Source organism: Pontibacter silvestris (genome assembly GCF_020907275.1).
GTDB lineage: Bacteria > Bacteroidota > Bacteroidia > Cytophagales > Hymenobacteraceae > Pontibacter > Pontibacter silvestris.
Window position 1 is genome coordinate 182,206 of sequence record NZ_JAJJWI010000005.1, and the last position, 14,604, is coordinate 196,809.

Annotated in this window: 12 protein-coding genes; 1 reads left to right on the forward strand and 11 read right to left on the reverse strand. The window is 44.2% G+C overall.

Annotated features, from left to right (window positions below):
• Positions 1-39 precede the first annotated feature (39 nt).
• The 6 genes from LN995_RS06470 to LN995_RS06495 form a co-directional block, all read right to left on the reverse strand.
• Entirely contained in the window at positions 40-1,242 is a 1,203-nt protein-coding gene (locus tag LN995_RS06470; protein WP_229959566.1) for an efflux RND transporter periplasmic adaptor subunit, read from the reverse strand.
• Positions 1,243-1,298: 56 nt separating this feature from the next.
• The gene (locus LN995_RS06475) at positions 1,299-2,624 is read right to left on the reverse strand and encodes an efflux RND transporter periplasmic adaptor subunit (RefSeq protein ID WP_229959568.1); all 1,326 of its coding nucleotides are present in this window, start codon (positions 2,622-2,624) and stop codon (positions 1,299-1,301) included.
• Between the two features lie 91 nt (positions 2,625-2,715).
• Entirely contained in the window at positions 2,716-4,014 is a 1,299-nt protein-coding gene (locus tag LN995_RS06480) for a TolC family protein (RefSeq protein ID WP_229959570.1), read from the reverse strand.
• Positions 3,998-5,896: an efflux RND transporter permease subunit gene (locus tag LN995_RS06485; protein WP_229959572.1), complete on the reverse strand. Its 1,899-nt coding sequence runs from the start codon at positions 5,894-5,896 to the stop codon at positions 3,998-4,000. Before LN995_RS06485 ends, LN995_RS06480 begins: the two co-directional genes overlap by 17 nt.
• A gap of 8 nt (positions 5,897-5,904) precedes the next feature.
• The gene (locus LN995_RS06490) at positions 5,905-7,167 is read right to left on the reverse strand and encodes an efflux RND transporter permease subunit (protein WP_229959574.1); all 1,263 of its coding nucleotides are present in this window, start codon (positions 7,165-7,167) and stop codon (positions 5,905-5,907) included.
• A 156-nt stretch (positions 7,168-7,323) separates the two neighbouring features.
• Entirely contained in the window at positions 7,324-7,746 is a 423-nt protein-coding gene (locus LN995_RS06495; RefSeq protein ID WP_229959576.1) for an HYC_CC_PP family protein, read from the reverse strand.
• A gap of 333 nt (positions 7,747-8,079) precedes the next feature.
• On the opposite strand from LN995_RS06495, the gene LN995_RS06500 reads away from it, so the two are divergent.
• A complete protein-coding gene (locus LN995_RS06500; protein WP_229959578.1) occupies positions 8,080-8,595 on the forward strand; it encodes a peroxiredoxin family protein in 516 nt (171 codons plus the stop codon).
• A gap of 112 nt (positions 8,596-8,707) precedes the next feature.
• Here the strand turns inward: LN995_RS06500 and LN995_RS06505 are convergent, their stop codons facing one another.
• The 5 genes from LN995_RS06505 to LN995_RS06525 all read right to left on the reverse strand — a co-directional run bounded on the left by LN995_RS06505 (position 8,708) and on the right by LN995_RS06525 (position 14,589).
• Positions 8,708-10,114, reverse strand: a complete 1,407-nt coding sequence (locus LN995_RS06505) for an alkaline phosphatase family protein (protein WP_229959580.1) — start codon at positions 10,112-10,114, stop codon at positions 8,708-8,710.
• Complete coding sequence (eboE, locus tag LN995_RS06510) at positions 10,059-11,333, reverse strand: metabolite traffic protein EboE (RefSeq protein ID WP_229959582.1); 1,275 nt, start codon at positions 11,331-11,333, stop codon at positions 10,059-10,061. Before eboE ends, LN995_RS06505 begins: the two co-directional genes overlap by 56 nt.
• Before the next feature lie 61 nt (positions 11,334-11,394).
• Positions 11,395-12,576, reverse strand: a complete 1,182-nt coding sequence (locus LN995_RS06515; protein WP_229959584.1) for a 3-dehydroquinate synthase — start codon at positions 12,574-12,576, stop codon at positions 11,395-11,397.
• Between the two features lie 160 nt (positions 12,577-12,736).
• On the reverse strand, positions 12,737-13,645 hold the full coding sequence (eboC, locus tag LN995_RS06520) for a UbiA-like protein EboC (protein ID WP_229959586.1): 909 nt from the start codon (positions 13,643-13,645) through the stop codon (positions 12,737-12,739).
• Positions 13,645-14,589 (reverse strand): TatD family hydrolase, encoded by a 945-nt coding sequence (locus tag LN995_RS06525; protein ID WP_229959587.1) that lies wholly within the window; start codon positions 14,587-14,589, stop codon positions 13,645-13,647. The genes eboC and LN995_RS06525 overlap by 1 nt, the downstream gene beginning before the upstream one ends.
• Between the last annotated feature and the right edge of the window lie 15 nt (positions 14,590-14,604).

Here is a 14,604-nt window from a genome sequence, read left to right on the forward strand (position 1 = left end):
TCAACAGGAGCTACAGGATTCTCATACTGCTGATTGATGTTAATGGTCATGGCTAGCCATTGGATCACTTCCTTTCTTTAAAACGAATTCACTGTAGAGAAGGTAAGCACCGGAGGTTACTACTTTCTCATTCTCCTTTAGGCCACTTAAAATGGCTACTGTGTCAAAGCTTTCTTCTCCCAGGCGCACCATACGTGCTTTAAAGGTGTCTTTGCCAGTTTGAACCCACACATGGTTCCCTGCAGCATCCCGTATAACAGCATCAGTTGGTACAGCAAGAGTTGAACCATTTAGGCTACTAAGGGTGATATTAGCCTGCATGCCTGGCAGGTACTGTCCCTCCGGGTTAGGTAGTTCAGCACGTAATATTGTTACCTGACTTCCTTGCCTGTACTCGGGACTGATAAAAGAAACTTCAGCTGTAACAGGTTCCTGCGGGGATCCTTGTACAGCTACCTGTATCTCATCACCAACGTTTATATTGGTAATTTCCTGCGGATACAGTTCTGCCTCTACCCAAATCCTGTTAAGCTTTCCGAGCCTGTACAGCAAGCTTCCCTCAGCTATATATTGGCCTTCAGCTGCAGTTACATCCGTTATTATGCCTGAGGCAGGAGCTACAAAAGTAACGCGAGCATTCATGTTGCCGTTCTTAGCTAGCTGGTTTAATTGACTTTTAGTTAAACCATAAAGCAGCAGCTTTTCTTTAGCTGCTTGCATAAAAGAAGCTAAACGAGGCTCCTGGTTTCCTAATTCCTGGTATTGCTTTAACGCCAGTAGGTACTCTTGTTGTAGCATAAGCAACTCTTCACTATATAACTCATAAAGTGGTTGCCCCTTTTTTACTGCCTGTCCGGTTTCCTTTATATACAGACGCTCTACACGACCTGCAGCACGGCTGCTGATTACGTCCGTCTCCGTCTCGTCGAGCACAAGCTGCCCCGTAAGTATAGTACTATTGCCTACGGCATCATATTTTACCGGCTGTGTACTGATATTCGCCAAGGCTATCTGGCTATCACTTAACATTACTTCTCCGTCTTGTTTCTCTGATTGAGCCACAGGCACCAGGTCCATACCACAAATAGGACAGGAGCCAGGTTCATGCTGTACTACCTGCGGGTGCATAGGACAGGTGTAGGTGCTTGTTTCTTCTCTGACATGCTCCTGCGGCTGCTCTTTACAGGCCACTGCTGATAGCAACAGCAGGAAGAATATTAAAATGTTCAGGTATCGTTTCATAATCTAATGTTGATTAGTTGAATGAATGACTCTTTCTTCACAGCTATCAATCCAACTCATTCATTTACTTTTATAAAGCTTTCGCTATCTACCAGGAACTGTGCATTAGAAGCAATAGCATCCGTTGCTTGCAAACCTTCTGTTATTTGAATCTGATCTCCCTGTTTTGTACCAACTGTTACAGCAATAGGCTGAAAAGCACCATTTACTTTTTTAAAAGCTACTGATCTGGTACCTATGTCAAGAACGGCTGCTCTGGGTATCCATAGTGCCGGGGGGGGAGTGTAGGTAGCATGGGCAGTAATTAGCTGGCCTACTCTGGCTAGCTTTTGCTGGCCTGGCAGATATACTCTGACAGTGGCAAAGTTTTCCCCTCCCTGATAAAAAGGCTGAATAAAATCTACTTGAGCTTTCAGTGAGTCATTAGGCAATTGCGGAAACGTAATAATAACAGGTGTACCTTCGGATAGAGCACTGATACCCGCAGCGGGTGTACTAAACTCTGCCCACAACTGGTCTGTATTAACCACTCGTAATAATGGCTGGCCTGTGCTCACATACATTCCCTCTCTAAGCTCAATATCCTGCTCAGTTGTGGCAATTACGGATGATGTTCGTGTAGCTTGCTTGCTCATGCTGTTGCCGCCTCCACTACTATTCATAGCACTTCCTCCACCCGTAACCATTGCATTATTCGTCATGCCCGGTGTTTTTCCCGGAACTGTAGCGCTGAGCCCGACAGCATAGCCACTGTAAGGACTGTAGACGGCAAAAGTATAGCTTGCTTTTCCTGTACGGATCAGGTGGTTAATCTGTATATCGGTGGCTCCTAAAAGGCGCAGCTTTTGCCTTGCTGCTTCTACTAATTGCTTATCTTCAGGTGCTGATTGTTGAAGGTACAGTAGTTCCTGTTGTGCCGTTACCAGTTCAGGACTGTAAATTTCCATTAGCTTTTGTCCTTTACTGATAGGTTGATAGTTGTATTGTACAAATAATTGCTCCACACGACCAGCTATTTTTGCAGGTACAGTATTCACACGGTTTGGGTCATACGTAATAACTCCTTCCATTTCCATTGTCGCCTGTACTGCCTTATACTCAGGGGTAACAGTAGCAATAGAGGATACAACGGTGCTATTGGTAGGCTGAAGCAGAAATGCAAGGTCATCTGTGACCTCTATAGACTCACCTTTGGCTATTTGCTCCACCAGATCCATACCACAGATAGGGCATGAGCCAGGCTCTTGCTGCACAACCTGCGGATGCATAGGGCAGGTGTAGGTTGTTTTCTCCTCTTCGGCGTGCTTATGCGATTGCTCATTACAGGCCGCTGCAACTAACAGGAACAAAAGAGCTGAGAGTATATATATGTATCGTTTCATTATCTAATGCTGAATAGTTTGATGAGTGAACAATTAAATAAGCGCTGGATTATCAGGGGCCTATTATCTACTATTAAAAACTCATCCATTCTTATTTCTCTAATTCTTTTTCATATTTTACAACTATCAGGTAGAGTTGCTCCAGGTTATTCAGGTACTCCATTTGGGCCATGTTCAGGGCTTCCCAAGCGTCAATAACATCGGGTAGTTCAGCGTTGTTTTGCTCATAAGCCAGCATGGTCACATCGTAGTTTTTCTTCAGGGCCGGCAGAATTTTGCTTTTGTAGTTCCCTACCTGTTCCCGTTTAGTGTTCACTTCTAAAGCCATTTCCCGGATCATCCCCAGAGCTTCATTTAAGATTGACTCGCGTTCCTGTTGCATCGCCTCAATCTCCAGGTTCATAGCCTTTACATTGGCTTTGTACATTTTAGAAGACCAGGGAGCTATCGGAATAGAAACCATACCCATAGCTGTGAACTGGTTTGGCATGCTGGTGTTCAGGGGTGTCATATGGTCGAAGCGGAGACGGAAGTCAGGTTTGCGTTCCAGGTTCTCTAGCTGCGCGTTCAGCCGCATGGATTCTATTGTTCTGTCCAATTGACGGATATCACTCCGGGCATTGTTAAGGTAAACGGAATCAGCGGTTAAAACGACAGGCGCAGGTATTGTAACAAGCGTATCTATGGTAAAGCGTTGCTCTTTGGGCAGGTTCATAAGCGTATTGAGCTGTACGTTCTTTTGAACAATCTCATTGGCTGTCATCAGCTGCATATTCTCTACTTCGTGTAGTCTGGCTTCTGCTTTATAGATACTGCCTAACTTACCCTGGCTGTATGGGTAGCGGATTCGGGCCAATTTCAGCATGAACTCCATAATGCGTTCATTTTCTTTTAGTACTGCCATTTTCCGCTCCTGCACTACCCAGCTATAATAGGTAGCCTTTGCCTGAGCGCGAAGCTGATTATAGGTAACAGCCTGTTTCTCTTCTTCTATAGAAGCCCGAGAATTGAGGTATGTTTGGCTTGCCCGTTGTTTAGCGGGGTTAGGTATGGCCTGTTCTGCAGATAGCATCACAGAACCTTCTCTAGCATCACCCATGGTGTTCTGGCCTGGGTAAGGTAGCATGAACACACCTCCTCCCACCATAGGAGCCATCCAGCCTGTAGCACCTTCTGCATAGGCATCCATTGCTTTTGAACGTGTATTATACTGCTGCAGCATAGGGTTATTCACTGCAATCTGATGTAATACGCTATCAAGGCTTAGAGGCTGGTTTTGTGCTGCTACATGCTCAACTGTATGCAGCCATAAGCTGAATAGGAGCAGCATAAATGCACTTTTTGCTCTTTTAGGATGAGAGGTGCTTATATTATTAATGCTTAACATCATATATCTCCAGTTTTCCGTGCTTTTTAAGCTCGTATTCTTTTGTCATTTCAAAAACTACCGGGGTAACCAGCAGAATGTGGATGGAAGAAGTAAACACCCCGCCTATCATAGGCAGTACTATGGGTAGCATAACATCTGTGCCTACGCCTGTTGCCCAAAGCACTGGTATCAGCCCAAACAGCGCTACTGATACAGTCATGATTTTAGGGCGAAGGCGCTTGGCTGCACCTCTGAAAACAAAATCTCTGATATCCTGTTTTGTAATGGTCTCGCTGGAATTCCCCTTCTGATCTACCAGTTCCTTCATCGCCTCATTTAGATAAACCACCATTACCATGGCTGTTTCAATAGCTAAACCAAAAAGGGCAATAAAACCTACTGCCACCGCCACCGATAAATTCACTCCATATATGTACACGATGTACACACCGCCTACAAGCGCAAAAGGAATGGTAATAAGGTTCAGGAAAGCCTCCTTTAAAGATTTAAAAGTGAAATACAGGATAAGGAAGATGATTGCAAGTACCAGTGGAATAATAATTGTCAGCGTTTGGTTGGCCCGAACCTGATTTTCCCACTGCCCGCTCCACTCTAAATAGTAACCATCAGGAATACCTGTTACCTCTGCATTTATCTTTTGCATGGCATCTTCCACAGTACTCCCCAGGTCCCGGTCCCGCACGTTGAAAAGCACTGCTCCACGTAGCTGTGCATTTTCTGAGTTGATCATGGGCGGGCCATCTGCAAACCTAATGGTAGCGACAGAAGATAAGGGAATGGTACCAGTTGTAGCCGTCTGAATCGGGATGCGTTGAATACGCCCTATACTGTTCCGGTACTCCTGTGCCAGACGCACATTAATGGCAAAACGCTGACGTCCTTCAATGGTATTACCAATAGGCATACCTCCCAAAGCCGATTCCACGATCATGTTTACATCATCAACCGATAGGCCATAGCGACCTAAGGCTTCCCTATTGATGTCGATTTCCAGGTATTTGCCTCCTGTTACAGGTTCTACATAAAGATCTTTCACGCCTGGTACGCCATTTAATGCGTCTCGTACTTTGTCCGACACAGCACTGATAGAATCAAGATTCTGCCCATACACTTTCACCCCTACATCAGTGCGTATACCGGTGGCAAGCATATTAATGCGGTTAATGATTGGTTGTGTCCATCCATTTACCACCCCCGGAATCTGCAGTTTGGCATCCAGTTCCTTGATGATGGCTTCTTTGGTCATGCCTTCCCGCCATTCTGATCGGGGTTTTAGCATAATAATGGTTTCAATCATGCTGATAGGGGAATTGTCTGTAGCTGTACTTGCTCTGCCTGCTTTCCCTAAAACCTGCTCTACTTCAGGCACAGACTTAATTATTTTATCTTGCACTTGCAGAATACGCTTTGCCTCAGTATTTGAAATATCCGGCAGTGTAACGGGCATAAACAGAATAGAACTTTCATCCAGGGGCGGCATAAACTCAGTACCAAGGTTAAGGAGCATAGGTATCGCAACAAATAATGCTAAGAGGTTTATACCAATTGTTGTTTTACGCCACTTCAGACACCATTTCAGCACTGGCCCGTACACCCGCTCTAATCCCCGGTTTATCGGATTGACATTATCAGCCTTCAGCTTTCCTTTCAGAAAGAAGGAGATAAGCACTGGTGTTAAGGTAATGGCCACAATGGCATCCACTATCAGAATAAAAGTCTTTGTCCAGGCCAGCGGGCTGAATAGTTTACCCTCCTGACCGGTTAACAGAAACACCGGCAGGAAAGAGGTAATCACTATGATCGTGCTCCAGAACACACTGGGGCCTACCTGTTTGCTGGCCTTTGCTATTATATCGAGTCTTTGTTGCTTTGTTAGCTTCATGTTCAAAACTAATTATTCGCCTCCGCCAGATGCCGGTATGCATTCTCTACCATCACAATGGCATCATCCACAATTACACCTATAGACAAGGCAATACCTGTAAGGGACATAATGTTTGAGGAGATGCCAAAAGCATTAAGTAGTATGAACCCGATGGCAACAGAAAGCGGTAACTGAATCATGATAATAAGCGCACTGCGCCAGTGGAACAGAAAGAGAAACACAACAACAGAAGCTATAATCATCTCTTCTATTAATGTATTTCTGACTGAGTTGATGGATTCATTAATGAGGCCGCTACGGTCGTAAACAATGTTGAATTTTGCTCCTTTCGGTAAACCTTTGGATACCTCTTCCATTTTATCTTTTACATTCTTGATCACCTCTGCAGCGTTTTCACCATAGCGCATCACTACAATGCCACCAACGGCCTCGCCTGTAGCATTCAGGTCAAAGATACCCAGGCGGCTTTCGCCTGTCATTTGTACTGAGGCAACATCTTTTACACGCACAGGAATGGTGTTATTCGTAACAACTGCAATATTTTCTATCTGTTCTGCTGATTCGAGATAGCCTGTTGTTTTAATAATGTAGCCAATGTCGCTGAGTTCGAATTTGCGGCCTCCCGACTCGTTGTTATTTGCACGAACAGCCTGTATTACCTGGGGGATGGACAGGTTGTAATAAGTTAGTTTATTTGGGTCCAGCGTGATCTGGTATTGCTTCTGAAAGCCTCCGAAAGAGGCTACTTCACTGACTCCTTCTACATTTTGTAGCCCAAACTTCACGTACCAGTCCTGTATGGCCCGCTGTTCGCCCAGGTCCATGCCAGGGGCATCTAAGGTGTACCAGAGTATATGGCCAACACCGGTGCCATCTGGTCCAAGTGTAGGGGTAGCATCATCCGGTAATGTGTTGCCAACGGAACTAAGCCTTTCCAGTACCCGCTCACGTGCCCAATATACATCCGTGTCATCATCGAAAATAACATAGATAAAGCTCATGCCGAACATAGAAGTTCCGCGCACATATTTTACCTGTGGGAGGCCCTGTAGGTTAGTTACAAGCGGATAGGTAATTTGGTCCTCTATCAGTTGCGGACTGCGCCCCATCCATTCTGTAAAAACAATTACTTGGTTTTCGGACAAATCGGGAATTGCGTCTACTTTATTGGTCTGTACAGAATACAAGCCCCAGGCAAATAGAAAAGCAGCTATAAGCAACACCATTACCCGGTTTCGGAGCGAAACGGATATTAACTTCTCAATCATGAAATAGAATATTAACCTTAACAGGAATAAAACTAAACCGCACAGCGTTTGTGGTAAAAGAAATATGAGCCAGAACTGATGGCTGATGGTGTGTTTGTGTTACCTGAAGTACACAACGCCACAGCAGCCATACGCTGAACTAGCCACACAGTAAGGTTAAAGAAGAAAGGACTGCACCAGCACAGGTATGTCGCGTGCCAGTGGCGGAGAGGAGTAAAGTGCGTAAGTGGGTTTAAGAGCAGGCTCAGGAGCAAACAACTGTACAAGCACGACTCTTACAGCAGCTATAAATTTAATGTCAAGAGAATGAAGGTTGATAAACTTAGTATCAGATGCAACATCCAGGCGCTCTACTACAAGTTTATGGTCTTCGCAGCAGCTATTGTCTTTTTGCTTAGGGCTATGGCATGGAGGAAGCTTTTCCTGCTTTTGTGCCATAGGGCATTCTTCCGGCTTTCCCAAAAAGGTAATGTCGCGCAATTCTCCACCACATAAATGCATACCCACCGATACACCTGTCGAGGAGACAAGCACCAGCAGTGTTAAGGTTAGCAATATGATCTGGCGGAAAAGCTTCATTAGTTTGGTTTCTCTTGCTACAAAGGTATAACGGAATCGGCAGGAGGTGTTATATAATTAACAAAAAGTTTTATAAAATTTACTAAAGAAGGTGCAGTAGAAACTGATTAAGATCTATATATGTAATTATATTTAACAAAAGATTGTTGAAGTGAGCAATTCAGGATCATAAACTTGTTAAACTGTACTATAAGGCTTAATTTAAAATTTCTTAAAAATTTTTAGTTATAGCAACAAGAACTGTAGCCAGCATAACAGGATGTACCCTTGTTAAGGAAAGCAAAATCAGACAGTAAAACTTTCGCTTGAATATTATAGAAGTTGAATTAGATAATGAAAAGGATTTTAATAATACTTATTGCTGCAGTGCTTATAGGTGCAGGAGCTTTTTATGGCTTAGGTAAGTTCTCAAAAAGTGAAGCTAAATCAGTGTCAACTCCTAAGGAGACTGCCACAAACAACATCCCATGGATACAGTTAACCCGTCTTGATGGCTCTAAAATTGTGGCGCATGATCTGGAAAGCAATGTTGTGCTAGTGGTTTTTCAGCCAGATTGCGATCATTGCCAGCGGGAGGCAAAGGAGATTAGTGAGCATTTATCGTCTTTTAAAAAGTATGATCTCTATTTTATATCCGACGCTGAAATGGATAAGTTAAGCCAGTTTGCTAAAGATTATAAGCTACATGGAGAAAACAATGTTCATTTTGTGCAAGCAACTGCGAACGATATCTTCAATAACTTTGGAGCTATTCCTACTCCTTCGCTCTATGTTTACTCCGATAACGGACACTTAGAGAAATCTTTCATAGGGGAGACTCCTATCGAGAATATTATGAATTCCCTTTAAGTTAAGAATTTATCATTTTGATATTGTGAAATGATAATGCTTAATATCTCTTGATTTAAATGTTCTATTTAACCAGAAAGAGGCTGCCATCTGAATAGCAGCCTCTTTCTGGTTATGCAATAAGTTCTTGCTTAGGAACAGGAAGCTGTAGATGAGAAAGTATGATACTAAACACATCTGTTGCCTGCGGAGCCTGAGGCAATGTTTGGTTTAGATTTTTAGTAAACAGTATCGGCCATTCTGCTTTGTCTTCTGGCACATGTCCATGGGATCCCTTAATAAGGGTAGCGTCCAATGGAATAATATCCATCACCATTCGGAAGCCTAACTTTTTCTTAAGTACTTTCCCGGCCACCAATGGAATCAGCATTTTGATGTCAGGATCTGTAAACATCTCTACGGGATCATAGCCAGGCTTTTTATGAATATCCACCATGCGGGCATAATCGGGAGCCATTTTATCATTCAGCCAGAAATAATAGGTGAACCAGGAGTTATTATCAGCAATGCATACTAGTTCGCCGCATCGTTCATGTGCCAGGTTATATATATTTCGCTCATCACCCTCCAGCACTTCCTGTATGCCCTCTACCTGCTGAAGCAGTTTTTTTACTTCAGCGATTTTACTCTGGTCCTGTATATACACATGCGCTATCTGGTGGTCAGATACGGCAAAAGCTTCACTCATAGCTGTATCCAGCAACTCTGTATCCCGTTCATTTCGCACAGCAATGTAGCCGTTCCTGCGCAGCACACGGTTAATGTGCACCGGGTTGTTTACACTGGAAATACCATACTCAGACAGTAAAATTACCTGTGCCCCTCTGGCTTCATAAAACTTAATAAGATCGGCGCATACAGCATCTATTTCTCTCAGGTCTTTGGCTAAACGCGGGGCATTCTGGTCAGGGCCCAGGCGTTGCAGGTTGTAGTCCAGGTGAGGCAGGTAGATGAGCGTCAGTGTCGGGTTGTACAGGTCGTCTGTTATCTTGGACGCGTCGGCTATCCATTTGCTTGATTTAATAGAAGTTTTCGGGCCCCAATAATTAAAGAGAGGAAATGTTCCCAACTGCCCCTGTAGCTTGTCACGCAAGTCAGCCGGTTGGGTGTAGCAGTCGGGTAGTTTTCGACCATCTGCCAAATACTGCGGACGAGGTGTGAGCGTGTAATCAGCTTTGGTGTTCATGTTGTACCACCAGCCCATATTGGCAACGGTAAAATCAGGATCCGCTGCTTTAGCTATATCCCATATTTTAGGAGACTGTATCAACTTATTAGACTGGCGCCACAGCTTTACTTCATCCTCATCCCGAAAGTACCAGCCATTAGCTATGATGCCATGTTCTTTGGGCCATTTGCCTGTAAGGTAGGTTGCATGGGCTGTACAGGTAACGGCAGGCACAACTGGCTGAATGGTAGTTCCTTGAGCCTCCTGTGTCCATTTAGCCAGGAAAGGAGTGTTTTTACCAATGAGCGACTGTGTCAGTCCTACTACGTCCAGTACTACTGTTTTCTGCATTTCTTAAATTATTTATTGTTGAGATCACCCACTCCAGTTCACGCTGAACGGATTCTGACAAGTCTTTCTTTAAAACATCAGGCAACACCCCCCATGTATACGTTTCTACCTCCAGGTGCTGGGTAAAATGTTCCTGTTGTAACAGCCTGAGTACTTCTACTATATCATCTTGCGTCGATTGCAACTCATTGTATGTCTGCGTGAACAGTGGCACGTGGAAGTGCGTGCGCCATTCAACAGCTTCTGGTTTTTGGATATGCGGTAAAGCTACAGCCAAGTCAGGGTATTGGGTTATGGTGCCATCCGTATTGCGCTCCAGCACTTGGTGCAGGTACGTTGATTCTGCAAACTGCTCCAGTCTTTCCGCCAGCTTTGTTCTGGTTTTAATATCACTTGAAAGCAAGACTTTTAAAGCAGCACTTAATTGAACTTTGCCTATTCTGATACCTGATCCCTTTAATTTATGCAATGCCTCCGCATGATTTTCGTAAGCCAATGCAAAATGGCAAACATCGTAGCAAAGCTGCAGATGAGCGTAAATTGCCTCTTTAGCTTTGGTTTCTGCTAAATTCAGACGCTCCTGTAGTTGTTTTATACCTATAGGTAACAGCCAGTTTTTGTAGTAATTTATTACTTCATTGCTGTTCTCTAACAGTCCGTCCGGTTCTGGCTCTATATCAATATGAATTGTTCTCCCGGTTTCTCTTTTTAACCTGAGAAGTTCTTCTACCAGCTCTACCAGGTGGTTTGTGGCTACGGCAAATACCTCGTTCGTCTTTGTGTCTGAATCAAGCCAGGGCTTATAGGAGAGGGGAGAGGTTGAAATGCCTCCTTCCATGCCAGTTGGTAATAATTCTGCCAGTATATGGGCCAACCTAACTGTATAGTCTAAGCGTTGCCTGGTTGTCCAATCAGGTTGATGTACCTCGTCTTTTACGACTTGTTGATGAAAGCCTCCGTACGGAAAGCCGTTCATGGTAAACACATAGAGATCCTGTTCCTGTAACCATTGCTTAAACTCCTGTAGCTTATTTGCTTCCAGAATGTCTGCACTAGCCTGGTTAGAAAGGCGAAGGCCAACACCAAAAGGTTTATCAGGCGATAATTTCTGCTTTAGCTGGGGAAGGTAGTGTTCCAGTGTTTGAAAAACTGCTTCCCAGGTTTCACCAGGGTGAATGTTGGTGCAATAGGTTAAATGATATCCTTGGTCCAGATACATAATTTATTTTAATCTGATGATGCGGAAAGCGCGCCTTTAACTAAATACAGGCTTTTATTAACTATGCCTGCGTAAGCAGCTGTGCTTGGTAGCGTTTCTGTAGCAACTCTATTGATTGCATGACAAGTGCTTCGTCCATTTCATGTACTTCTACACCTTGCCCTATTTTGGTTAACAACATAATGGTTAATTGGCCACCAAGATGCTCTCTGAATTCATTTAGCCCTTTGATGACACTTAGCTTACCTGATGTATTATCCTGATGCAACAGTTCCGGCACATACAGTTCAAAGCCTAGTTTTTCCATCAAGTCCAGTATATCTTCACATTCGGCAGCACTTAACATACCTTTTAAGCGGGAGTAAATTACATCTATGGCAATGCCAATGGCTACGGCTTCGCCATGCCGCAGGCTATAGTTTGTCAGTTGCTCCAGTTTGTGTGCTGCCCAGTGGCCAAAGTCAAGCGGACGGGAAGAGCCTGTTTCAAAGGGATCTGCACCACCAATATGCTGCACGTGCATTTCCGCGCAACGGTGAATCAGCTGCTGCATAGCCGGCATGTCACGATGGGCTAATTTAATAGCATCGGCTTTGATAGCCTCATAAAAAGAAGCATCTTTAATCAAAGCTACTTTTATAGCCTCCGATATGCCTGCACGCCAGTCACGGTCATCAAGCGTCAGCAGGAAATCACTATCGTTTATTACGGCAAAAGGTGGGGCAAAAGTGCCGAGAAAGTTTTTTTTGCCAAAGGAGTTAAAGCTGTTTTTAACTCCTACAGCTGAGTCATCCTGAGACAAGACAGTGGTAGGTATGCGAATATGGCGAATGCCCCGATGCGCAATGGCTGCCGCAAAGCCAGCCATGTCTAACACAGCGCCACCACCAATAGCAATGAAATAAGAATGCCGGCAGATGCCATGGGCGTTAACAGCCTCGAGCAATTCCTGTAGCAGGTCTATATTGTTTTTTGCTTCTTCACCTCCTGTTATCACCAATGGCTCAGTCAAAAGCAGGATATCATCTTTATGATGATTTGTATAGCCTATAATGTTTTGTATCAGACACGGATGCGCCTCGGCTACGCCACTATCTACAACAAAAAAAACTTTGCGTGCTCCTTCACTTTTATCCTGTTTTAGTACATCAAGCAGGACTGTGTTACTTGGGTTAAAGAGCTTTTCAGTGAAATAAACCCCATATTTAAACTGCACTGCGAACGACTGTTGTATTGTTCTCATAATCCTTGGGGCAACCTTAATGTTTGTTTTAAATTATCAAGCAAATAAAGTTACTAAAATAACTGGTTGTTATTGTACTATTTTTTCTTTATTTATTACGTAATGGTTGTTGTGCTACTAACAGCTCATTCAACAGTATAATTATCTACTGCCTGTAAGATCAGGTAACAGCAAAGTTTTTAGCTATAAAAATAGAAACAGGTAACAACAGGAGCACAACTAAGCCATATTGCCAACCAGCAAAGCCAGCTGCTATACTGGCATCCATTACGATTAGTGCTACCACACCGGCTTTTACAGCTTTCATAATCAGCTTTGGCTCTTTGGCAGGCAAGGCTTTAATAAGTGGCGGAAATATGAGGTAGCCAAATAACAGCAGGAATGGAATGCTGTACAATACATTAAACTGTGGCAGGAATGTTAGTGACACAATGCCGCAGAAAACTGTCAGGTATAAGAATACAGCACCTTTTAGTGCGGCTGGATTTCCGCCATGCACTTCGCCACGGCTAATCATTGTGATTGCGGAGATATAGACAATCGGAATAAGTGATATAAACCAAAGCTGGTCTACCATGTCAGGAATGGCACTTATACCTAACAACAGGTTTCCACCACGGCAGGCACCCATATTAACAGGACCCAGAATAGAGTTATGTTTCCCTTTCCAATCGTAAAGCAAAGCAAGTAGTGCCACACCCAAGGCTATGGTGGCACTAAATAGGGAGACATGCCATGCTGCGAGTACGCCGCCAGCTAAAAGTGCAAAGCCTAAAAGAGAGGCTCCGGCCAAAGAAGCTTTGCCGCTTGGTATCGGCCTTTCCGGACGCTCTACGCGGTCCAGTTCCGCATCAAAAACATCATTGAATACAACTCCCCCGCCATACAAGCCTATTGTGGCAAGGATGAGCCAGAAAAGCGGTTGCAGGTTAATACCAGATAAACTGTTGCCTGTATTTGTAAACGGTAAGAGAGCTCCTGAAGCCGCAAAACCCAGCATTATGTCGGCAACAGCCGTTACAATATTGGCCGGGCGCATAAGCCGTAGGTAAGCACTGAGTCTGGTCATTAACGTACTATGTTTGAATCTAACTCCCCACTAGGTATTATTTTCTCTCCTACAACTGGTGTTTGTCCACCACGAAGCACAGAACTCCCGGAGAATTTCTCTCGCTGATCAATAGGGGAAGCCGCTAACCAGTCAGACTCATGCATCTGACCGCTTTTGCCAAAAGCACCTAAGGCATTCTGATAACATACCTTGCGTACATCCTCCAGCGAAATACCTCGTTCTAACATCAAAGAGGCAGTTTTAGGTACTGACAAGGCATCACTAATGCCCCAGTCGGCAGCACTGTTCACCATAATACGTTCTGAACCATACTGCTTCACTATTTCCACCATGCGTTCATTACCCATTTTAGTGTTTGGATAAATAGTGAAGGCTGCCCAGAATCCTCTGTCCAAAACATCTTTAACTGTTTCTTCATTATTATGGTCTACTATCACCATGTCAGGCGCTATACCATGTTCCAGGCTTACCTCCATACTGCGGATCGTGCCGGCTTTCTTGTCGCGGTGAGGTGTATGGATTTGCACAGGCAGGTTTACCTCTTTTGCCAGTTCCAGTTGCAGCCTGTAATACTTGTCTTCGGCTACCGTTTGGTCGTCGTAGCCAATTTCACCAACGCCAACTACACCTTCTTTACAAACAAATAAAGGCAGCAGCTCCATTACCTGCTCGGCTAGTGCTTCGTTGTTAGCTTCTTTAGAGTTTAGGCCTATAGTGCAGTAATGCTTAATACCAAACTGGCTGGCCCTGAAACGCTCCCAACCAACAAGGCTACTAAAATAATCTTTAAATGCTCCGGCCTCTGTACGCGGTTGTCCCAGCCAGAAAGCAGGCTCTATAATAGCCATAATGCCAGCCTGCCGCATGCGCTCATAATCGTCGGTAGTGCGGGAGGTCATGTGAACGTGAGGATCGATCAGCATTAGGTTGTACGTATTCATGTTTTTTTAGATTAA

What these genes read in the sequence shown, in the direction of transcription:
- LN995_RS06470 (WP_229959566.1), bottom strand. Translation starts at nt 1,242, where the DNA reads ATGAAACGATACCTGAACATTTTAATATTCTTCCTGCTGTTGCTATCA.
- LN995_RS06475 (WP_229959568.1), bottom strand. Translation starts at nt 2,624, where the DNA reads ATGAAACGATACATATATATACTCTCAGCTCTTTTGTTCCTGTTAGTT.
- LN995_RS06480 (WP_229959570.1), bottom strand. Translation starts at nt 4,014, where the DNA reads ATGATGTTAAGCATTAATAATATAAGCACCTCTCATCCTAAAAGAGCA.
- LN995_RS06485 (WP_229959572.1), bottom strand. Translation starts at nt 5,896, where the DNA reads ATGAAGCTAACAAAGCAACAAAGACTCGATATAATAGCAAAGGCCAGC.
- LN995_RS06490 (WP_229959574.1), bottom strand. Translation starts at nt 7,167, where the DNA reads ATGATTGAGAAGTTAATATCCGTTTCGCTCCGAAACCGGGTAATGGTG.
- LN995_RS06495 (WP_229959576.1), bottom strand. Translation starts at nt 7,746, where the DNA reads ATGAAGCTTTTCCGCCAGATCATATTGCTAACCTTAACACTGCTGGTG.
- LN995_RS06500 (WP_229959578.1), top strand. Translation starts at nt 8,080, where the DNA reads ATGAAAAGGATTTTAATAATACTTATTGCTGCAGTGCTTATAGGTGCA.
- LN995_RS06505 (WP_229959580.1), bottom strand. Translation starts at nt 10,114, where the DNA reads ATGCAGAAAACAGTAGTACTGGACGTAGTAGGACTGACACAGTCGCTC.
- eboE (WP_229959582.1), bottom strand. Translation starts at nt 11,333, where the DNA reads ATGTATCTGGACCAAGGATATCATTTAACCTATTGCACCAACATTCAC.
- LN995_RS06515 (WP_229959584.1), bottom strand. Translation starts at nt 12,576, where the DNA reads ATGAGAACAATACAACAGTCGTTCGCAGTGCAGTTTAAATATGGGGTT.
- eboC (WP_229959586.1), bottom strand. Translation starts at nt 13,645, where the DNA reads ATGACCAGACTCAGTGCTTACCTACGGCTTATGCGCCCGGCCAATATT.
- LN995_RS06525 (WP_229959587.1), bottom strand. Translation starts at nt 14,589, where the DNA reads ATGAATACGTACAACCTAATGCTGATCGATCCTCACGTTCACATGACC.